The sequence below is a fragment of the Bifidobacterium sp. SO1 genome, from assembly GCF_018555335.1.
In the GTDB taxonomy this organism is placed as follows: domain Bacteria; phylum Actinomycetota; class Actinomycetes; order Actinomycetales; family Bifidobacteriaceae; genus Bifidobacterium; species Bifidobacterium simiiventris.
In genome coordinates this window covers 20,245-42,035 of sequence record NZ_JAFEJR010000010.1, presented here as the reverse complement: position 1 = coordinate 42,035, position 21,791 = coordinate 20,245, and the positions used below count along the sequence as shown (strand labels likewise).

11 protein-coding genes, 2 tRNA genes and 1 pseudogene are annotated in these 21,791 nt (G+C 65.1%); 12 read left to right on the top strand and 2 right to left on the bottom strand.

What is annotated here, in order from left to right; all coding sequences use genetic code 11:
- Positions 1-11 precede the first annotated feature (11 nt).
- Positions 12-875 carry an IclR family transcriptional regulator gene (locus JS541_RS08970; protein ID WP_214374121.1) on the bottom strand — a complete coding sequence of 288 codons (864 nt, stop codon included), beginning with the start codon at positions 873-875 and terminating at the stop codon, positions 12-14.
- Between the two features lie 212 nt (positions 876-1,087).
- Between JS541_RS08970 and leuC the strand changes: the two genes are divergently transcribed.
- The 6 genes from leuC (at position 1,088) to JS541_RS08930 (ending at position 8,948) form a co-directional block, all read left to right on the top strand.
- Positions 1,088-2,491, top strand: a complete 1,404-nt coding sequence (gene leuC, locus JS541_RS08965) for a 3-isopropylmalate dehydratase large subunit (RefSeq protein WP_214374120.1) — start codon at positions 1,088-1,090, stop codon at positions 2,489-2,491.
- 36 nt (positions 2,492-2,527) lie between these two features.
- Complete coding sequence (gene leuD, locus JS541_RS08960; RefSeq protein WP_214374119.1) at positions 2,528-3,214, top strand: 3-isopropylmalate dehydratase small subunit; 687 nt, start codon at positions 2,528-2,530, stop codon at positions 3,212-3,214.
- Between the two features lie 143 nt (positions 3,215-3,357).
- Positions 3,358-7,494, top strand: coding sequence for an SNF2-related protein (locus tag JS541_RS08950; protein WP_240539306.1), 4,137 nt, complete (start codon positions 3,358-3,360; stop codon positions 7,492-7,494).
- 41 nt (positions 7,495-7,535) lie between these two features.
- Entirely contained in the window at positions 7,536-8,426 is an 891-nt protein-coding gene (locus JS541_RS08940) for a DUF4190 domain-containing protein (protein WP_214374118.1), read from the top strand.
- Positions 8,427-8,751: 325 nt separating this feature from the next.
- Positions 8,752-8,825, top strand: a tRNA-Asp gene (locus JS541_RS08935).
- Between the two features lie 50 nt (positions 8,826-8,875).
- Positions 8,876-8,948 (top strand) — tRNA-Phe (locus JS541_RS08930).
- 848 nt (positions 8,949-9,796) lie between these two features.
- Here JS541_RS08930 and JS541_RS08920 read toward each other — a convergent pair.
- Positions 9,797-11,083: a GDSL-type esterase/lipase family protein gene (locus JS541_RS08920; RefSeq protein WP_240539305.1), complete on the bottom strand. Its 1,287-nt coding sequence runs from the start codon at positions 11,081-11,083 to the stop codon at positions 9,797-9,799.
- Between the two features lie 282 nt (positions 11,084-11,365).
- On the opposite strand from JS541_RS08920, the pseudogene JS541_RS08915 reads away from it, so the two are divergent.
- The 6 genes and pseudogenes from JS541_RS08915 to JS541_RS08890 form a co-directional block, all read left to right on the top strand.
- A pseudogene (locus JS541_RS08915) lies at positions 11,366-11,491 on the top strand (family 1 glycosylhydrolase); the annotation flags it as partial.
- Positions 11,492-11,744: 253 nt separating this feature from the next.
- A complete protein-coding gene (locus tag JS541_RS08910) occupies positions 11,745-14,621 on the top strand; it encodes a glycoside hydrolase family 2 protein (protein WP_214374117.1) in 2,877 nt (958 codons plus the stop codon).
- 173 nt (positions 14,622-14,794) lie between these two features.
- The gene (locus JS541_RS08905; protein WP_214374116.1) at positions 14,795-15,817 is read left to right on the top strand and encodes a LacI family DNA-binding transcriptional regulator; all 1,023 of its coding nucleotides are present in this window, start codon (positions 14,795-14,797) and stop codon (positions 15,815-15,817) included.
- A 367-nt stretch (positions 15,818-16,184) separates the two neighbouring features.
- Positions 16,185-17,468: a serine hydrolase domain-containing protein gene (locus JS541_RS08900; RefSeq protein ID WP_214374115.1), complete on the top strand. Its 1,284-nt coding sequence runs from the start codon at positions 16,185-16,187 to the stop codon at positions 17,466-17,468.
- Positions 17,469-17,584: 116 nt separating this feature from the next.
- Positions 17,585-18,973, top strand: coding sequence for an MFS transporter (locus JS541_RS08895; protein ID WP_214374114.1), 1,389 nt, complete (start codon positions 17,585-17,587; stop codon positions 18,971-18,973).
- Between the two features lie 89 nt (positions 18,974-19,062).
- On the top strand, positions 19,063-21,783 hold the full coding sequence (locus JS541_RS08890) for a glycoside hydrolase family 2 TIM barrel-domain containing protein (protein WP_214374113.1): 2,721 nt from the start codon (positions 19,063-19,065) through the stop codon (positions 21,781-21,783).
- Positions 21,784-21,791: the final 8 nt, after the last annotated feature.

Genomic DNA, 21,791 nt, shown 5'->3' with positions numbered 1-21,791 from the left:
GCCGCGGTCGATCAGCGGCCGGAGGAGGCCTTGATCAGCGCGTCGGTCAGATACTTGCCGGCGGCCATCACGAGCGGCGCGTACCGGCGGCCCGGGGCGTTGCCCATACGGCCGGACGGGCCGGAGATCGAGATCGCGGCGATCACCTGGCCGGACGCGTTGCGGATCGGCGCGGAGATCGAGCATACGCCCTCCTCGCGTTCGTTCACCGACTCGCTCCAGCCGCGCTTGCGCACGGCGGCCAGCTTTGCGGCGCTGAACTTCGCGTGGCGCAGGCCCTGATGCATACGTTCGGAATCCTCCCAGGCGAGCAGGATCTGCGCGGCCGAGCCGGCCTCCATCGACAGCATTGCGCCCACCGGGATCGAATCGCGCAGGCCGGACGCGCGTTCCACGGCCGCGATGCACACGCGCTGATCGCCCTGACGACGATAGATCTGCGCGGACTCGCCGGTACGGTCGAGCAGCGTCTGCAGGATCGGGCCGGCCGCGGTCAGCAGACGGTCCTCGCCGGCGGCCGCCGCAAGCTCGGCGAATCGCGAGCCGAGCGCGAAACGGCTGTGCTGGTCACGCAGCACGAAACGGTGCCGTTCGAGCGCGATCGCCAGGCGGTGCGCGGTCGGGCGCGCCAGTCCGGTCGCGGCGACGAGCTGACCGAGCGTGGCCGGGCCGGACTCGAGCGCGTCGAGGATCTTCACGGTCTTGTCGAGCACGCCGACGCCGGAGTGGATCTCGCCGTCGTTCGCGCGCTCCTCGGCACCGTCGTTCTCGTCGTCCGCGGTCTGGTCGTTCTCTTCGATCTGGTCGGTCATCGTCTCGCCTTCGTCAAGCCGCTCTTCGGGCATGGTTGGTTCGTCTGCTCTGGAGGAAGTCATAGACGACGATTATGCCATCTCACATAGTGAAACGCAAAATGCGGCCGGGCGGGTTGCGAGGTATTGCGCGAGCGAACCCGTTTGAGATGGTCCATTCCATATCTCATATACCGGCCGCCCAGGGCGGCATCCGGGCGCCAAACCATAGGCTATATACCACGAAGGCCGCGAGAGTACAAGACCCCGCGGAAAAAAATTAGGAGGAATTCCGAATGGGAACGACACTGGCCGAGAAGGTCTGGGCCGATCATTTGGTGCGCAAGGGCAGCGATGGGGCACCCGACCTGCTGTACATCGACCTGATGCTCATGCACGAGGTCACCAGCCCGCAGGCGTTCGAGGGCCTGCGACTCGCAGGACGCAAGCCGCGCCACGTCGATCAGCTCATCGCCACTGAGGACCACAACACGCCGACCGTCGACATCGACCGGCCGAATCCGGACAAGACGAGCGCCCTGCAGCTGAGCACGCTCGAAAAGAACTGCAAGGAGTTCGGCGTGCGTCTGCACCCGCTGGGCGACGCCGATCAGGGCATCGTGCACGCGTTCGCGCCGATCCTGGGACTGACGCAGCCGGGCATGACGATCGTGTGCGGCGATTCTCATACCTCGACGCACGGCGCGTTCGGCGCGCTCGCGTTCGGTATCGGTACGAGCGAAGTCGAGCATGTGATGGCGACGCAAACGTTGTCGTTGAAGCCGTTCAAGACGATGGCGATCAACGTCAACGGCGAGCTGCCGGCCGACGCGACTGCGAAGGATGTCATCCTCGCGATCATCGCGAAGATCGGCACCGGCGGCGGCCAGGGCCACGTGATCGAATACCGCGGCGAGGCGATCCGCAAGATGAGCATGGACGAGCGCATGACCGTGTGCAACATGTCGATCGAGGCCGGTGCCCGCGCCGGCATGATCGCGCCCGACGAGACGACGTTCGAGTACCTCAAGGGCCGTCCGCACGCGCCGGAAGGCGAGATGTGGGACAAGGCAGTCGAATACTGGAAGACGCTGAAGACCGACGACGACGCGGTGTTCGACAAGGTCGTTGACATCGATGCGACCAAGCTCGGACCGTTCGTGACGTGGGGCACCAACCCCGGCCAGGGCCTGCCGATCACGGCGAACGTGCCGGTGCCGAGCGAGATCGCGGACGCGACCAAGCGCGCCGCCGCCGAACGCGCGCTCAAGTACATGGATCTCGAGCCGGGCACGCCGATCAAGAGCATCCCGGTCGACACCGTATTCATCGGATCGTGCACGAACGGCCGTATCGACGACCTGCGCGCCGCCGCGGCGATCATGAAGGGCCATCACAAGGCCAAGTCGATCCACCGCGTGCTCGTCGTGCCGGCATCGTCGCGCGTGCGTCTGCAGGCCGAACGCGAGGGACTCGACAAGATCTTCAAGGACTTCGGCGCGGAATGGCGCAACGCCGGCTGCTCGATGTGCCTCGGCATGAACCCCGACAAGCTCGTGCCCGACGAGCGGTCGATCTCAACGTCGAACCGCAACTTCGAAGGCCGCCAGGGCAAGGGCTCGCGCACGCACCTCGCCTCTCCGCAGGTCGCCGCCGCCACCGCCATCCGCGGCACGATCTCCTCGCCGGCCGACCTGTAACGTGATCTCGTCGATCTTGTAAAGGACTGATATTCCATGGAAAAACTCACCACGTTGACCGGCGTGGGCGTGCCGCTGCGCCGCTCCAACGTCGACACCGACCAGATCATTCCGGCCGTGTTTCTGAAGCGCGTCACCAAGACCGGCTTCGACGACGCGCTGTTCTACGCGTGGCGCCGCAACCCGGATTTCGTGCTCAACAAGCCCGAGTACGCGAAGGGTCAGATCCTCGTCGCCGGCCCTGACTTCGGCATCGGCTCCTCGCGCGAGCACGCCGTGTGGGCGCTGCACGACTATGGCTTCCGCGTGGTCATCGCGCCGCGCTTCGCCGACATCTTCTACGGCAACACCGCGAAGAACGGCGTGCTAGCGGCGATCATGCCGCAGGAGTCCGTCGAACTGCTGTGGAAGCTGCTCGAAGAGGAACCGGGCCGCACGATGACCGTCTCGCTCGAGGACCGCACCGTGACCTGCGGCGACGTGACGCTGCCGTTCGAGGTCAACGACTACGTGCGCTGGCGTCTGATGAACGGCTACGACGACATCGACCTGACGCTCCAGCACGAGGACGACATCGCCGCGTACGAGAAGATGCGCGCCGAGCGGTTCCCGTTCAAGCCCAAGACCATCCCCGCCAAGCACCTGCCCGAGGAGCCCATCGCCTCCGCCCGCGAACCGCAGGAAACGGAGGAATGGGCCGGTCCGATCGCTGATCGCGACTAGCGTTTCAATATTCGATTCCACGCCGTGGCCGGTGCACATGTCCGTTGCGCCGGTCACGGTTTTTGTTATATGAGCGGAACCGGCTATGCGCGGCGGCGTCTAGGATGGAAAGAATGATGATCCGTCGGAAGGGGCGCTGATATATGGACTGGCACGCGTCGGTATACGGTTCCCGTTCGGGATCGGGCAGCTATCGCAGCTACGACGATGATGACGACGATTACGGCACCGCGTACGGCGCATATGACGAGGCCGACGATTACGACGCGTACGGCGAGCCAGTCCGCCGCCGCGCGGGATTCTCCGGCGACACCGCATACGGTGCCCCCACCGTCAGTGACGCGACCCTGCGCAGACGCGGCGGCAAATCCTACGCCCGCGCCCGCGAGGTCATCACCTCGAACCGCATGCACCGGTTCGCCTGCACGCCATCCGGCACCGGCATCCACCTGACCGCGCTCGTCACCGCCGCCGACCGATACGCCGACGACTACCAGGTCTTCGCCGACATCGACGCCGGCGACATCACCGCATCGCACTGCACCTGCCCCGCATACGGCCGGTTCTACAGCATCTGCAAACACGTCGTCGCGCTCGTCATGGCCTACAACGAGCACCGCGACTGGTTCCAACGCATCGACGGCGGCGCGCCGGGCGCCGGCATCCAGCCGCTGCGTCCCACACGCCGCACCTCGCGCGAACTGGCCACCTTCATGCGCCAGCGCGACGCGGCCATGCAGGACAAGGCGAAAAGCCGCCAGCTCGACCTGCTCAAGGAGATCGGCAGCATCGCCGATGCAGGCGGCACCAGTGCGGGCGGCCAAACCGGCGCCGTACGCCACATGCCCATCGGCAGCGTGTCTCTGCGGCTCACCCTCGAAACGCGCGACACGGCCGGCTGCGTCATCAAACTGCGCATCCAGGTCCCCTCGCGCGGCATCTCGTACGTGGTCAAGGACATCGCCGGACTGATCGACGCGGTCGCCAATCAGGAATTCATCTCCTACGGCAAAAAACTCGCGTTCATCCACACGCGTGACGCGTTCGACCGGCGCTCGCAGGCCATTCTCGGCATCATCGAACGCGCGCAGACCATCCGCAGTTCGATCGACAGTGATCCGTATGAATACCTTCGCAAGACCGACGCGTCCGGTATGCGGCTGTCGGACGGCGAGATCACCGATCTGTTCGAGGTGTACGCCGGTACGGACGAGACGATCGACTATGCGCCGTCCGCGCGGTATTACATGCCGTCCATGCCGGCGCGAGTGGTGGATGGCACGCCTGATCTGGGGCTGGCTATGGAGCGGGTCGATGGCGCGGATGACGGCAATGCGAACGGTGGCACGAACGGTGGCGCCACGACGGGACGTGGCGGCGGTGCGGCCTCGGGCGTGAATCCGGGTGGCTACGTGTTGCGGCATACGCAGTGCGTGGAACGGTTCATCGCAGGCCAGAAGGCGACGTATCTGATCGTGCGGCCGTTGTCGCAGGCGGTGCTGGACGCCGATGCGAACGATCGTGTGGGCGGTGCGGGACATGCGGCCGGTTCGGCGCGATCGGGCGGCATCGGCGGCCCGTTCGTCAACGGGTTCCCGAAAGACATCACGAACGGCGCGGACGTGGTGGACTGGCTGCGGGCCAACGCGTCGCGCTCGCGAGCGGGGATCCAGCCGGCGACGATCTACCGTTGCGATGCCGGGTTCGTCCGCAACCGCGAACTGCTGGAACTGCTGTGCGGCGACGACGAGCGGGCGTCGCTGTATCTTGGTGCGGCGGACGTGACGATGTTCGCGCGGACGATCCTGCCGTTGCTGACCAACGCTGCTCACGTTGGCAATCCCGGGCAGGACAACGTTGGCGATGACAACGTTGGTGACGGTCATGCCGACAACGATCCCGCCGTGCCGTCCCCGGACATCGACGACGACGCTAGCTGGTCATCGAACGGGCTGCGCATCGACCTGCCGCCGGAACTTCTGCGGCTCGTGCGCGTGCCCTGCCGCATCGCCATCTACCTCGACCGCGACCGAACGGGCATCACCTGCGATGTGCAGGCCCGCTACGGCGACAAGCGCTACCACGTCTTCGACGGCATCGGCAACACGTCCGACGATCTATTGCGGGACAAGGACGCGGAACGCCTGGCGGTGGAGGCCGTGCTGCACTATTTCCCGCGTCCGGCCGGCTCGGTCGCGTTCATCCCCGAATCTGACGACAACGCGATCTACAAACTTCTGACCGAAGGGCTGCCCGTCCTGCGCGGTCTCGGCGACGTGTACGCCACGCCCGCGTTCGACGGACTGTCGGCCATGCCGCGGCCGACCATCAAGGTCGGTCTGTCGGTCAAATCCGGTCTGGTCGAGATCTCGCCGATCGCCGACGAAATCGACCCGGATGAAGTGCCTGCCCTGCTTGCAAGCTATCGCAAACGTAAGCGGTTCCATCGTTTGCGCAACGGGGCGTTCGTCGACATGCGCACCGTCGACACGAGCGCCGTGGACGAGATCGCGTCCGACCTCGGCCTGCGCGCGGCCGACGTCGAATCCGGCTCGCTCACCGTGCCTGCGTTCGAGGCGTACTATCTCGACCATCAGGTCGACGACGCCGGCAAGGACGCGAGCTTCCGCGCATACCTGGACGGTCTGCGCGTAATTGACCCGAACATGTATCACGTGCCCGAGCCGCTGTCCGACGTGCTGCGCTCGTATCAGACTGAGGGCTTCCGTTGGCTCAATGCGGTGTGCGACAAGGGATTCGGCGGCATCCTCGCCGACGAAATGGGCTTGGGCAAAACCGTGCAGCTGCTTTCGTTCCTGCTCGCGCGGCGCGACGAATCGCGGGCGGCCCGGCAACCGAACCTGATCGTGTGCCCGGCGTCGCTCGTATACAACTGGGCCGCCGAAGCGGCGAAATTCACGCCCGGACTGCGCGTCGAAACGGTCGCTGGCTCCAAGGCGGCGCGACGCGCGATATTGGACGGGATACGCCTCGTGCAGTCGCCACAGTCTTCTCGGCAGGGAAGTGCGGTGGACGGCGCCGAGGACATGCCTGACCTGATCGTCACGTCATACGATCTGCTGCGCCGCGACATCGAAGACTATGCGGGACTTGAGTTCTTCTGCATGACGCTCGACGAGGCGCAGTACATCAAGAACGCGGCCACCAAAGCCTCGAAATCGGTGCGCGCGATCGACGCGAGGCACCGGTTCGCGCTGACCGGCACGCCGATCGAAAATCGTCTGAGCGAACTGTGGAGCATCTTCGACTTCCTCATGCCCGGCATGCTCGGCTCCTACGCGCATTTCCGCGACCGGTTCGAAATGCCGATCCTCAGCGGCGACGAGACCGCGCAGGCCAAGCTGCAGGCGTTCGTCGGCCCGTTCATCCTGCGTCGTCTCAAATCGCAGGTGCTCAAGGATCTGCCCGACAAGATCGAAAACATCATCACCGTGCAGCTCGCCGGCGAACAGCGCAAACTGTACGCGGCGCTCGAACAGCAGCTGCGGTCGGCGATCCTCAAGCAAAAACCGGCCGACTTCAACACCGGCAAGATCCAGATCCTCGCGCAGCTGACCAGACTGCGGCAGGTGTGCTGCGATCCGCGGCTGCTGTACGCCAACGCCGGACGTGACGCGGGCGGCGGCGCGACGGCGGGTGCCGGTGCCCCGAACGCGACTCAACCGGCTGCTGGCACGAACGACGCGTCCGTCGCCAAGACGGTTCCCAAGCCATCCTCCAAACCGGGCAAGATCAGCTCCGCCAAGCTCGACGCGATCGCCGAACTGGTCGACTCGTGCCGCGACGCCGGCCGCAAGATGCTCATCTTCTCGCAATTCACCAGTTATCTTGACCTCATCGCCGAACGGCTGCGCGCGAACGGCGTCGTCTACGACACAATCACCGGGGCCACGCCGAAAAAGCGCCGCCTCGAACTGGTCGAGCAGTTCAACCGCGACGAGACGCCCGTGTTCCTCATCTCGCTCAAGGCCGGCAACACCGGCCTGAACCTGACCGGCGCGTGCGTGGTCGTGCACGCCGACCCGTGGTGGAACGCGGCCGCGCAGAACCAGGCCACCGACCGCGCGCACCGCATCGGGCAGACACAGGACGTGAACGTGTACCAGATCGTCGCCAAGGACACGATCGAGGAGCGCATCCTCAACCTGCAGCGCTCGAAAACCGATCTCGCTCAACGGTTCGTGGACGCGGCCTCCAGCGCGTCCGGCCATTCGGTTGCTGCGCTCACCAAAGACGACCTGCTCGCGCTGCTCGGGTGAGTCTCACCGATTCATCCGGGTTCGCAGTCTAGACTGGTGTTATGAGTGATAACAACGCAACGCCGCAGACGCCGTTCGGCAACGATCCGCAGTCCCAGTCCTCGTCTTCCGCATACCCACAGGGCACCCAGTTCGGGTACGATCAAACGCCGCAGGCGTCCCCGGCGGCCGAACCCAACCCCTTCCAGCCGCAGCAACCGGATGCCGCCGGCTATGCTCAGCAGCCGGTTGCGTCTGCCGGCCAGCAATACTCGCAGACGTCGCAGCCGGCCGACGTCGGCCAGCCGTATGCGCAGCAGCCGCAACCAAATCCGTATGAGCAGGATCATCCTTACGCGCAGAATGCGCAGAACGGGCCCGAATTCATCGCGCCCAACCCGTACGCGCAAACAGGTTACGGGTATGCGGGCGGTGCCGCAGGTGGTCCGCAGTCCGGTCAGCTTGGTCAGCCGTACCCGCCGCAGGGGTACGCCTACCCGTATCCGCTGCCGGCGAACCAGCGTTGGAACACGATGTGCATCGTCGGATTCATCTTGGCGTTCGTGTTCGCGCCGGTCGGTGTGGTGCTGTCGGTCATCGCGATGATCCAGATCAGCAGGAGCGGCGAGAAAAGCAGGGGCATTGCGCTCGCGGGCATCATCGTCGGTGCGGTCAACACGGTGATCCTGGTGATGGTGATCGTGGCGATCGCCGTGGGAATCGGCTCGTTCATGGATGCGGTCGAGCGCGGCTACACGTATAGCGACGACTCGTACTCCACGGATTGCACGCTTACGATCGACGGCCAGTGCGTCGGGCTCGACGAACTGTACAAGTATGGCATCGATCCGGATGATCTGGACGATCTGCGGGGCCTGCAAGGGCTGTTGCCGGGTTTGGAGTTCAATGGGCAGTCGACCGGTTGGGATGGTGCCGTGACCGTGACGCGGTGATCGCGTGGCGCGATGAGCGGTGCTGGGTGTGCGCGGCGGGCGGCGCTGAGCATGCACGGTACTGAGTGTGCGTGGCGGGGTGGTGCGACACGCCGATGAGGGCGTCTTCTCGATGATTTCAGGCTGGTTTTCGCGGTGAAATCAGCCTGAAACGCTACGTTGCCCACTGTGATGCGGCGCATGACGATGAGGGCTTAAAAAGCCTGTAATTGTAACGGTTTTAGGGTATTTTGCGACGTGATCGGCGAGCGCGACACGCCGAGAGTTGCGCTCGGCTCGGATATCTGTAATATATCTACTCGTTGCTTCGCACAACGAACAACACGGCCCCGTAGCTCAGTTGGTTAGAGCGCCGCCCTGTCACGGCGGAGGTCACCGGTTCAAGTCCGGCCGGGGTCGCTTGAATAGCTAAGAAACCCGGTTCGCCGGGTTTTTTTCAACTGTTCACTGGCTCTGTAGCTCAGTTGGTAGAGCGAACGACTGAAAATCGTTAGGTCAGCGGATCGATGCCGCTCGGAGCCACCGCCAAAACCCCGCAAGCCCAATCATTCCAAGGCTTGCGGGGTTTTCTGCATTCCGCGCCGAAGTCCGTAAAAACGGACTAATCCGTATTTGATCCGTAGATTCGATGCTAACGGGGTTATAGGCCGACATTCGGTGGCGTAAGGTTCGCGCCCACATTCTCCCGGGCATACGGCCGGTTTGGGGTGCGGAAACGGCCGTAAGCCCGGGAGGAGCGTGGGGGCTTATGACCCTCAGGGCTGCGGCCGCATTCTCCCGGGCATACGGCCTGCTGTTGCGTCTGAAACGGCCGTATGCCCGGGTAGGGGGTGACCGTGACTGCTGCTCCCCGGGCATACGGCCGGTTTGGGGATCCGTAGAGACCGTAAGCCCGGGAGTGGGCCATACCATCCTAGGCAACGGTCTTTCCCCGGGCATACTGCCGGTTCGGAGGCCAAAACTGGGCGTATGCCCGGGCGGAGGCGAGATTTCGGGCTCAGTTCCCGGGCATACGGTCTGCTGTTGCGCCTGAAACGGCCGTAAGCCCGGGAAGGACGTGGGCTTGGCCTCTCTTCTCAGGCCTGCGGTTACATTCTCCCGGGCATACGGTCGGTTTGGGGTGCGGAAACGGGCGTATGCCCGGGAGGGGCGCGCGAGATATGGTGCGGCAAAGATGAAGATGCGGAGAGGACGGAACGGTGCCGCGGGAGGGAGAAAAGATGTCACCACGGCACTCGCGGAGTCCTCTTGTGCCGGATCCGCACAGGCAGATCAGGGTGTATGCCGCCGCGGCGCCCGCGGAGCCTCCCTCAAGGGAGACGCACGTACCGGACGGCGGCCATACGTTTGTGACTGATGTCGCTCATGAATCAGTCCTCCCAGATGTCATCACCCAGCGACTGGATGAACGCGGTCAGTTCGCGGGCCATCTCCTCGTGCTCGGCCACGCGCGGATGGCCCGGCGTGGCGGCGCCGTTGCGCGAATACAGGAAATGGTAGGCGACGGCACCGTGCTCATCCTTGGGGTGCGTGAGGTCCGTGGCGGTGCATGCCGCGGCCGTGCCGGTCACGGCGCGATGCGCACTGTCCGCGGTATCCGCAGCGGCGTACCGGGTCGTGCCGAACGGTTCGCTCGTCGGCTCGCCAATCGTCGCGTTAAACTCGCGTACGGCCTCGTCGATGGCTCGATCCCATGCCGGGTCGTGGCGCAGCACGGTGGTCGTGCAGATGATCGTCGCCTTCGGATATCGCGCGTGGATGCCGCGCAGGAAATCCACGTACCGGGCGCGCCAGTGCGACGCCTGTTCGCCGTGGTAGTCCTCGGCCATGAAATCGACCGGATGGGAGTCGTTCTGCCCGACCGCGACGATCACGACGTGCGGCGTGTACCGCGCGAAATCCCACGGTTTCGTCTCGCCGAGCGCCGGGTTGTACTCGATGCGGTCCCAGATGCTTTCCTGACCGATGTAATCCGGTCCGCAGAACCAGCCGATGCCGTCGATCAGCGCCGCGCCGCCCTGCGACGTGTCGTGCAGCGCCGCGCCGAGATTGCGCGCGGTGATCGCCGCATACGAATACCACGCGTTGCTGTACCCGCTGAGGTCGACGTCCGGGTCGGCCTTGCCGACGTACAGCGCGGCCTCGTTGCGCTCTCCGCAGGAGACGGAATCGCCGAACACCTCGATGCGGCGGGTCGGTGCAGGATCGAGCGGCGGCATGATCTCGGCGCCGGTGTCGAGTCCGAATCCGAGGATCTCGAGGTAGTGCATGCCGTCCTGGCGCTTGAACACGACCGCCTCGTGTTCGATGTTCGGCAGGTTCTCGGCCAGCGTGACCGTGACCGGGCCGTATACGTTGCCGTCGGCGTAGGCGGTGTTGGCTGTCGGGTCGGCTGCTCCGGAAGGGATTCGTACGGCGGTCTGCATGCCGTCGATGATGACGCCGATCTTCGTATCGCCGTAATTCCAATGGTTGACGACGGTTGCGGTGAGCGACGTGCCGGTGAAGCGGAACGCGGCCTGCGTGTATGGGAAGACCCAGATCGGACGTTCGGGGTCGGCGTCGTCGATACGGCCCATCGTGCGCAGTGCCGGGTTGCCGGGGGTGATGGTGACGTGATCTGTGGATGCGGTGGCGGATGCGTGACCGTTGTGCATGGCGTACTCCTGGCTCTTCATTGATTTGGATGATGCCAACTGTAGTCCGGTGCACGGCGTCGCGGTGATTACTGACTTGTCGAATCCAGTATGCGCAACATCTTAACCGGTTAATGGAAGATGTGGTGTCCTGAACGAACATGGAGTAAACTACCAATTGGTCGCTAATGATGGCGGCCGTTGCCGATTCGTCGGATACCCAAACAGATGAGCCCCGCCATACCCCCGTACGATTGGCCAACGTTGAACAAGCGATCACGTGAATCGAGAAAGGAACCACCCATGAAGCTGCCCAAGGACTTCATGCTCGGCACCGCCACCGCCTCCTACCAGATCGAAGGCGCGGTCGACGAGGACGGTCGCTGCCCGTCCATCTGGGACACGTTCTCCCACGCCGGCCGCATTGTTGGAGAATGTGTTGGACGGAAGAACGTTGTGGCCCCACGGTATTTGTGCAACAGCCTGTCGCAGGAATTGATTGGTCGCAGATGCCGGCGCGTTGCATCGTGTCGTATTGGAGCATCAGGAGCGGCTGGTGACGTGTTGGCCGTTCGGTCTGCCTGATTTCGACGATGATTGACCATATCATGCCTCGTCATCGGTGATATCTTAGGCATTCGAATGCGTTGACGAGATATTTCAGCAAACAAGGATGTTTACCATGACCCACACTCCCGAAACCTTCCGTTCCATCACCGACGGCTGGACCGTCCGCGCGCTCAACCCGCAGGCCGCGCCGGCCGAGGTGCGCGATGCGATAGCCGCCGGCATCCCGGCCGTCGTGCCGGGCGAGGTCACGCTCGACTTGCTGCGCGCCGGGCTGATCGACGAGCCGTTCGACGGCGACAATGAGAGCCGCCAGCAGTGGATCGGCGACGTCGACTGGCAGTTCGAGACGACGTTCGACTGGCATGCGGATGGAAAGACACGCCATGATCTCGTCGCGTACGGGCTCGACACGGTCGCCACCGTGATGCTGAACGGACGGCTTGCCGGCTTCGCGCAGAACTATCACCGCTCGTACCGCTGGGACGCGCGCGGCCTGCTGCGCGAGGGAGCGAACACGCTGACCGTCACGTTCGCATCGTCCGTGCGCGAATCCGACCGCCGCGAGCAGGAACTCGGCTACTATCCGCACACCGAGCACCACGCGTTCAACCAGCTGCGCAAGCCGAGTTACCAGTTCGGCTGGGACTGGGGCATCGACGTGGCGAACGCCGGCATGTGGCGCGAGATCGGCATCGATTCGTGGTCCGGCGTGCGGTTCGCCGCGGTGCGTCCGCTGGTCGACGTGCGTCCCGACGGCACCGGCGCGCTCACGACCACCGTCGAGATCGAACGAGCCGGCGAGGGCCGTGTGATGAGTTTCGATGACGCGCATGCAGGCCGGCGGCCGGTGCCGGTCATCGTGACCGTGGACGGTCCGGGATTGACTGAACCGGTTACGGTGAACGGCGAGGTCGGGTACGGCCGCGACAGTGCGACGATCGTCGCAGTCGTGCCGGATGCGCGGCTGTGGTGGCCGCTCGGCTACGGCGAGCAGCCGCTGTACGACGTGACCGTGACCGCCGGTGGCATGGCTGCCGGCGGTGCGGCTGTTGACGGTGCAGACACCGGCGGTGCGGACGCGGTGGTGGACGATGCGGCCACGGATGCGGTCACGGCCCCGGACGCCGTATGGACGGGCCGCGTCGGCTTCCGCACCGTGCGCGTCGACACGCGCGCCGACGCGCACGGCCGGCCGTTCCAGATCTACGTCAACGAGGTGCCGGTGCACGCGCGCGGCTACAACTGGGTGCCGATCGACGCGTTCCTGAGCCGCGGGGACCGCACGTTCTACGCCGCGCGATTCAAGGATCTCGCCGAATCCAACTCGAACATGGTGCGAGTCTGGGGCGGCAGCATCTACGAATCCGACGACTTCTACGACTTGGCCGACGAACTCGGCGTCATGGTCTGGCAGGACTTCCCGTTCGCATGCGCCGCCTATCCGGAGGATGCGGCCACGCGCGCCGAGATCGAGGCCGAGGCGCGCGAGAACATCAACCGTTTAAGCCCGCATCCGAGCCTGACCGTGTGGAACGGTTCCAATGAGAACTATGTGGCCTACGCCGAATGGGGCGGCTTCAAGCAGGCGCTGCGCGACGACGATCGCCCCGCGAACAAGTACGGCTACGGCGAAAAGGGCTGGGGCGACTGGTATTACAGCGAGCTGTTCCCGAAGCTGCTCGCCGAACTCGACCCGACGCATGTCTACCTGCCGAGCTCGCCGATGAGCTTCACCCCGTTCGTGAACGCGAATCAGGACAACGACGGCACCATGCACATCTGGGACGTGTGGAACCGCGTCGACTACACGAAGTACGCCGACTACGCGCCGCGCTTCGCCGACGAATTCGGCTACCAGGCGCCGCCCGCGTTCAGCACGCTCACGCGCGTCGTGCATGATGAACCGCTTGACCCGTTCGGCAGGCAGATGCTCGTGCATCAGAAGGCCAACGGCGGCAACATCAAGCTTGCCCGCGGCATGCGCGGCCACCTCACGCCGGGCAACATCGACGACGTGAGCTACGGCGGCGTGGTGAACGGCAGCCCGTCCGACGGCGAGCACAGCTGGCTCATCCCGACCGACGAATGGACGTCGATCGAGGACTGGCACTGGGCGTGCCAGCTCCAGCAGGCGCAGGCGGTGCGGTTCGGCGTCGCGCACATGCGCTCGCTGGAACCGGTGAACGCTGGCGCGCTGGTCTGGCAGCTCAACGACGACTGGCCGGTCGTCTCGTGGGCGGCCGTCGACTATTACGGGCACCGCAAGCCCTTGTGGCATGCGTCGCGCGACTTCTTCGCGCCGCGCTTCGCGACGATCCAGCCGCGCGTGAGCGAGTCGTTCCGTGCCGAGCACAGTTGGGAAGGCTCGCCGGTCGCGCCCGATCATCTCGAACTGGTCGTGCTCAACGACACGCGCGAACCGTGGTCCGGCACGTGGACGGTACGCCGCGTGACGCTCGCCGGCGAGACGCTGTCCTCGCAGACGTTCAACGTGACGCTCGGCGCGACGGGCCACGTCAGTCTGCCGATCGCGGCCGACGTGGCCACGTTCGGCGATGCGGCGAACGAGCTGCTGGTCGCCGAGCCGGATCGCCCGACTTCCTCGGTTTCGGCTGAGGGAACCGTCGGCAAAGCCGACCGGGGGAGCGGCGACGAGACGTATGCCTGCGATCTCGGCTTCGCCCGCGTGATCCACAACCCTGCCGAGGTCATCGATCAGCGTCTTGACCGCACTCCGTTCGAGGCGAGCGTCGCGCCGAACGCCGACGGGCGCGGCGGTTACGACCTGACCGTCACCGCGCGATCCTACGTGCGCGACCTGTTCTGCATGGTCGACAAGGTCGACCCGACCGCGCGCATCGACGGCGGCATGGCGAGCCTGTTGCCGGGCGAATCGGTGACGTGGCACATCACGGCCGCCGCCGGTCTCGACCCGGCCGCGTTCGCCGCGCCGAACGTGCTGCGCTGCGCCAACGACCTCAAGCGTTGACGGGTCATGGTTCCGGCCTCTTCGTTACGAGGGGCCGGAACGCCGCGTCGTCATTGACGGTCATTGACGATCGTTGACGGTCATTGACGGTGACATGGGTTGCGGCATGTCTTCGGCGGATTTAAGTACAGTATTCAGTAATACTGAAATATTTAAGTAGAACGGGGCGGCGCATGCTGAAGTCAAAGGTGACCATCTCCGACGTGGCCGAGGCGGCAGGGGTATCCACCAGCGCCGTCTCGTACGCCCTGAACGGCAAACCCGGCGTTTCCGTCGAGACCCGCGACAAAGTGCTCAAGGTGGCCGATCGTCTGGGTTGGCGGCCGAACAGCGCGGCCAAGGCGCTGTCGAACGCCAGTGCGAACACCGTCGGACTGGTGATGACCCATACCACGCAGGTGCTCTCGGTCGAAACGTACACGATGGAACTGATCGCCGGACTGACCGCCGAACTCGAGAAGGACGGCTATTCGCTGACCGTGCGGTACGCGAACAGCCAGCAGTCCGAACTGGAGGTGCTGCGCGACTGGATCGCGACAGGCGCCGTGGACGGCGTACTGCTCATGAACGTTGAACTGGGAGATCCGCGCGTCAAATTGTTCTCCGAGCATTCCGAAATACCGGTGCTGCTGCTGTGCGATTCATCTGCGGCGAACGGGCTGACCACGCTGTCGGACGACGAACAGAGCGCCGCCCACCTGCTGGTCGATTACTGCAACGAGATCGGTCATCAGCGTATCGCCCGTATCGCCGGACCCGAGGAACTGACCCACACCTTCATCCGCGACAGCGCATGCATGGAGGAAACGGCCGCGCTCGACATGCAGTACAGCTGCTTCCATACCGACTATTCCCCGGAGGAAGGCGACAAATGCACCGAACGGCTGCTGTCGCTGCCGCAGCCGCCCACGGCCATCATCTACGACAACGATGTCATGGCCGTTTCCGCGGTTCGTACGGCCATGCGACTCGGCGTGCGCGTGCCCGAGGATTTGTCGGTCATCGCCTGGGACGATTCGTTCCTGTGCCGGGTGAACAGTCCGTCCGTCACGGCGCTCAGCCGCAACATCGTCGAACGTGGGCGTCGCGCCGCGCGCATGCTGCTCGATCTGATCGACGGCAAGACGGTGCGATCCGTCGCCGACGCGGCCAGCGAGCTCATCTTCCGCGAATCCAGCGGCCCACTTGCCTCGTAAACGCTTCGCCTTCCATCTGGGAGCACGGTCGGATCGGCGCCTGAATCATATGCCGGGCTCCCCGTCTGTCGTTGGTTTGAACGGGTTCCTCTGTGCGTGCATAGCTACTTCTCATCCTTGATATATAGCCAAATCAAAAATATCAAAAATATCAAAAAACAGCCGAACTTCTGATGGGGTGGTGGACCGTTTGGCCAGGATGCGGGTGACGCGCGATGGGTTGCCGCATCGATGCATGACAGGGAGTGATGCGATATCTTAAGCGGTTAATATACTGGCGGGCAGAGCGGCAGACAAGCCGCGGGTACGATGGTGGCGGCGGGGCGCCGATCGGATCGCGTCCGCCGGAAAGGCAAGTGAGGCATCAATGACGAACACGCAGCAATTGATTCAGGACGCGATGGACCGTGCGGTGGAGCGTGGCGAGGTGGCCGGTGCGAACATGCTGGCCGTGCAGCACGGCGAGGAGCGCTGGTACGCCGAATCCGGCATGCGCAGCATCGAACGCGGCGAGAAGATGACGCGCGACACGATCTTCCGCCTGTATTCGCAGACCAAGCCGGTCACCGGCACGGCCGCGATGATCTTGGTCGAACGCGGACTGGTCGATCTCGGGGCGCCGGTCAGCGAGTATCTGTCCGGATTCAAGGGGCAGCGGGTCACCACCGAATTCGCCGCCGCGTCCGGTGCCGACGATCGTCTTTCCAACGACGTCCCCACCGACCAGGCCGGCTCAACCGGTTCAGCCGCCGGTGACGGCGAGCGCACCGTCCCGGCCGCCCGCGAAGTCACCGTCAAGGACCTGCTCACCATGACCTCGGGCATTCCATACGGCGACGCGAGCTTCGAGGCCGGTCGCCTCGTCGGCAAGGTCTTCGACGAACTCGACGGCCGACTGCACGGCCCGAACCCGATGGGCACGGTCGAACTGGCGAACCGGCTCGGCCAGTGCCCGCTGCGCTTCCAGCCCGGTTCGCACTGGATGTACGGCACGAGCGCGGACATCATCGGCGCGATCGTCGAGGTCGTGTCCGGCAAGCGGTTCGGCGACTTCCTGCACGACGAGATCTTCGAACCGCTCGGCATGGACGACACCGCGTTCTATGTGCCGCAGGGCAAGCTCGGCCGTCTCGCCGCGGTCTACGACAATCCGAACAACCCGATCGACCCGGCGAACGCGGGAGGCCCGCTGCGTGAGGTCGTCATCGACCATCTCGGCGTCGAATACGCGCCGATCGCCGACCCGGCGTACCAGGCCGGCGGCGCGGGCCTGAAGTCCACGATCGACGACTACGCGAAGTTCGCGCGCATGCTGCTCAACGGCGGCGAATACGGCGGCGAGCGCATCCTGCACCCGCTCACCGTGCGCATGATGACCTCGGGCGCGCTGTCCAAGCGGCATTTCCCCGATTTCGAGGAATGGCAGCCGGGATGCAGCTACAACACGTTCATGCGCATCGTCAAGGAACCGGGCAAGTCGATCATGGTCTCGCACAAGGGCGAGTATGGCTGGGACGGCTGGCTCGGCACGTATTTCATCAACGATCCAGCGGCCGATTCGACGTTCCTGCTGAACATCCAGCTCACCAACATCGGCACATCGCCGCTGGTGCGCAAGGTGAAGAACATCGTCAACACGCACCTGTCGTGACAGCGTGCGGCGGCTGATGGCTGTCGGCTAGCGGCGACGACCGGCGCGCGCTCGATATGGCATGTATATGATCGCATATAACATACTTATGTAATACGTATAAAGGAGTATGTGATATGGATCGCTCGGCAACCGACGCCCCGGCATCGTCATCCCGCACTGTTTCGCAGGCCGCGCTGGCCCGCCTCGGCTATTGCGGCGCGGTCGGCTCGTTCCTGGGATCCTCGGCTATCGTCGGCCTGTCGACCACGATCACGATGTGGCAGGCCGGTCTTGGGCTCGACGCCACGCAGGTCGGCGCGCTAAGCGCGGTGCTCAACTTCGCCATCGCGGCCGGATCGCTGCTCGCCGGCTGGTTGTGCGCGCGGCTCGGCATGACCCGCGTGTTCAACTGGATCAACCTGGTCTCGACGGTCGGGTTCGTGATATGCGCGGCGGCTCCGGATTTCTGGTCGCTGCTGATCGGCGTGACCATCGTGGGGTTCGGCACGGGGCTCGACCTGCCGGTGTCGATTTCGGTGATGGCGCGCGACGCGCAGGATCCGGCCGCCGGCTCGACGCTTGTGACCGTGACCCAGCTCGGATGGCAGATCGGCATGTTGGGCTCGGCGCTGGTCGCCTTCGCTGTGTCGCGGATGCCGGGCGCAACGGGCGGACGCGTGGTGTTCGCGCTGTTCGCGGCGGTGGCCTGTGGGTTGTGGCTGTGGCGCGTGCGTTCGGGGGAGTTCGCGGCGCTGCATGCGGCGGCCGAACGGGGTGAAGGCGCTACTGTCATTTCGGCCGAGCGCAGCGAGCGGAGAAATCTTGCCGGAGCCAGAGCGACGGATGGGAATGGAAGATCTCTCGACTCCGGCTTCGCCTCCGCTCGAGATGACAACACAAGTAGTACGACCTCAGCGCGAGATAGCAACAAAGCCGCCGGACCGTTCGGCATGCCGAAGCAGCTCATTCCCGCGTTCGCGTCGTTGCTCGTGTTCTACATCGGCTGGAATCTCGTGGCGAACACGTGGGGCCAGTTCCAGACCTACATGCTCGTCAACGCGCACGCCTCGCAAAGCCTCGCCACGGGCCTCGGCATCATCCTGTACGTGGTGATGTTCGCCGCGAACTGGGTGGTGTCCGCCACGGTCAACACGCGCTGGCGCAACCCGCTGTTCATCGCGGGCGGCGTGATCGCTCTCGCCGCGATGGTGCTGATGGCTGCGGGCGGCGGCTCGCTGTGGGTGATCGTCGCCGCCACAGCCATCATGTATGTCGGTCTGCCGCTCGCCGGCGAGGCGATCTGCAAGGTGTGGACGCAGGAGACGTTCCCGGCCGAATCCCGCGCCGCCGTGCAGGGTTTCATCCTCGGTTTCTCGCGCCTGCTGTGCGGCCTGTTCGCGTTCGTCACCCCGGCGCTCGTGCTGCCCGGCACGATCGGCACCACGCTGTGGGGTTTCGTCGCGGTCGTGGCCGTGTTCGTCGCCGCCGGCTGCCTGTTCATGCGCGTGCGCCGCGCGGGGTAGCCGCGTATCGCCCCCGTGCCGTCATGAGCGTGCCCGCTGTCGAGGTCGACTAAGGTGGTATGCAATCAGCGTGGCAAAGGATGCGGGCGATGAAGGCAGTCGAATTCAATCATGGGTGGGAGTACCGGCATCTCGACGCGACCGGCGAACCGTTCAAGCCGGTAACGCTGCCGCACGACGCGATGCTGGGCGAGCCGCGTTCGCCGTTCGCCACCAGCGGCGTCAATTCCGGATGGTTCGAGGGGCGCGACTACGAGTATGTGAAGCGGTTCACGCCGGGGGAAGATCTCGCCGGCTGCGCGATGATGCTGGAGTTCGAAGGCGTGTACCACGACGCCGAGGTGTGGATCGACGGCGATCTGGCGGCGAGCTGCCCGTATGGATACTCGGATTTCGCGGTCGATGTGACCGATCGGCTTGCGGCCGGCCGCGAACATGAGATCCGTGTGATCGCGAGGAACGCCGACCAGCCCAATTCCCGATGGTATTCGGGGGCGGGCATCTACCGGCCGGTGACGCTGTGGGTCGGGCCGCGCGATCATATCGTGTACGACGGGGTGGGCGTGCGGACGCTGGACATCGGTGCGGAAGATGGCTCCGCGCCAGCCCGCGTGCGATTCGAGATCGAGACGACCGCTCCCGGCACGGTGAGCGTGGAGGCTGCGGCAATCGGGGCGTTGTCGGGGGTGACGCTACCCCACCCGGCTTCGCCGGGAGCCCCCTCAACCGAGGGGGCCGAGGCTTCCGCCGGCTTCTCGAGCGCGTCGGCAGACGTCTCTTCGTCAACCGCTTCGGCCGTATTGGAGCGTAAGGCAAACACCGCCGTCATCGACCTCGCCATCCCCGATCCGCGCCTGTGGTCGCCTGACGAGCCGAACCTGTACATCGCCCGCATCCGTTATGAATCGGCGAACATCAACCCAAACACCGCCCATCGCGATGACGACGAAGCCACCGTCACCTTCGGCATCCGCACCCTCGACTGGAACGACCGCGGCTTCCAAGTCAACGGCAACCGCATCATCATCCAAGGCGCGTGCGTCCACCACGACAACGGCGTCCTGGGCGCATGCGCCTACGCGGACGCCGAGGAACGCAAGGTCGCCCTGCTCAAACGCGCCGGCTACAACGCGATCCGCTCCGCCCACAACCCCTGCTCGAAAGCCCTCCTCGCCGCCGCCGACCGACTCGGCATGCTCGTCATGGACGAGTACATCGACCACTGGTACATCCACAAAACCCAGCACGACTACGTCGACCGGTTCCGCAACCACTGGCGAGACGACCTCGCGAGCATGGTCGCCAAGGACCGCAACCATCCCAGCGTCATCATGTACTCCATCGGCAACGAGGTCAGCGAAACCGCACAACCGCGCGGCATCCGGCTCGCCCGCGCCATGACCGAACACCTGCACCGACTCGACCCCACGCGCCCCGTCACCTGCGGCATCAACATCTTCTTCAACTTCCTCAGCTCGATCGGTCTCGGCTTCTACTCGGACTCCAAGGCCGCGAAAGAGGCCGCGAAAGCCGAACGTCTGCGCCGGCGCGGCAAACTGCCCGGGCGCCGCCGTCTGGTCGGCAGCGAATTCTTCAACAAGCTCACCGTCGTGCTCGGCGCGCGGGTCATGAAACGCGCGGCCGTGCTGCCGCCGTGCGACTGGGTGACGCGCGGCGCGTTCGCCCAGCTCGACATCGCCGGCTACAACTACGGCATCGAACGCTACCTGCATGATCTGCGAACATACCCGCACCGGCTCATCCTCGGATCGGAAACGTTCTGCGAGGACGCGTACCGGTTCCGCGAGCTCGCCAAACGGCATCCGCGCGTGATCGGCGACTTCGTATGGGCCGGCATGGATTACATGGGCGAGGCCGGCATCGGCTCGTGGGAGTACGAGGACTACGCGCCGCTCAGGGTCGGGTTCGGCTGGCTGACCGCCGGTTCCGGGCGGCTCGACCTGACCGGGCGGGCGCTGGGCGAGGCGCTGTACACGCGTGTCGCGCTGGAAGCGGGCGGCGACCGCGGCCCGTACATCGCGGTGCGGCCGGTCAACCACACCGACGACAAACATTCGCCGAGCGCGTGGAAGATGACCGACGCGATGCCGTCGTGGAGCTGGAACGGTTGCGCCGGGCGGCTTGCGCACGTGGAGGTGTACGCGCGGGCCGCGTCGGTGCTGCTGCTGGTCAACGGGCGTGAGGTCGGGCGGCGGGTGCTGCGCGACGACTGCGTGGCGCGGTTCGTGTGCGCGTATCGACCGGGGACGATCGAGGCGGTCGCGTACGACAAGGCTGGACGCGAGATCGGTCGGCGGTCGTTGCGCAGTGCGAACGATCGCACCGAATTGCGGGCGACGGTCGAATGGCCGGTTGGCGGTTGGATGCCGGAGACGGATGGCCGTTCGGTTGACGGGCTGACTGCCGGTACTGCCGGTGGGCAGGGTGACCGTTTGATTGGCGGGTCGGCCGACAGCCGGATCGACGACGGCCAGACCGTCGGGCTCAGTGCCGTCGCGCCCGGCCATCTCGCGTTCGTGCGCGTGGGGTACACCGACGATCACGGCATCGTCAAACCCCTTGAGCGCGGCCTGCTGCACGCCCGCGTGACCGGCGGCCGGCTGCTTGGATTCGGTTGCGCCGCGCCGTACAACCGCGGCAGTTTCGTGACCGGCGAGACCGGCACGTATTATGGCGAGGCGCTCGCGGTCGTGCAGGTGCCTGAGGATGCACGCCCGGGCGATACGGTTACGTTGAATGTCGCCGACGAGGAATCCCACACGGCAAAGGTCGTCATCGGCGTCGCGTGATCGTCGCG

Bases quoted from the DNA above. Each gene is read 5' to 3' on its own strand.
- JS541_RS08970 (WP_214374121.1), bottom strand. From the start codon at position 875: ATGACTTCCTCCAGAGCAGACGAACCAACCATGCCCGAAGAGCGGCTT.
- leuC (WP_214374120.1), top strand. From the start codon at position 1,088: ATGGGAACGACACTGGCCGAGAAGGTCTGGGCCGATCATTTGGTGCGC.
- leuD (WP_214374119.1), top strand. From the start codon at position 2,528: ATGGAAAAACTCACCACGTTGACCGGCGTGGGCGTGCCGCTGCGCCGC.
- JS541_RS08950 (WP_240539306.1), top strand. From the start codon at position 3,358: ATGGACTGGCACGCGTCGGTATACGGTTCCCGTTCGGGATCGGGCAGC.
- JS541_RS08940 (WP_214374118.1), top strand. From the start codon at position 7,536: ATGAGTGATAACAACGCAACGCCGCAGACGCCGTTCGGCAACGATCCG.
- JS541_RS08920 (WP_240539305.1), bottom strand. From the start codon at position 11,083: ATGCACAACGGTCACGCATCCGCCACCGCATCCACAGATCACGTCACC.
- JS541_RS08910 (WP_214374117.1), top strand. From the start codon at position 11,745: ATGACCCACACTCCCGAAACCTTCCGTTCCATCACCGACGGCTGGACC.
- JS541_RS08905 (WP_214374116.1), top strand. From the start codon at position 14,795: ATGCTGAAGTCAAAGGTGACCATCTCCGACGTGGCCGAGGCGGCAGGG.
- JS541_RS08900 (WP_214374115.1), top strand. From the start codon at position 16,185: ATGACGAACACGCAGCAATTGATTCAGGACGCGATGGACCGTGCGGTG.
- JS541_RS08895 (WP_214374114.1), top strand. From the start codon at position 17,585: ATGGATCGCTCGGCAACCGACGCCCCGGCATCGTCATCCCGCACTGTT.
- JS541_RS08890 (WP_214374113.1), top strand. From the start codon at position 19,063: ATGAAGGCAGTCGAATTCAATCATGGGTGGGAGTACCGGCATCTCGAC.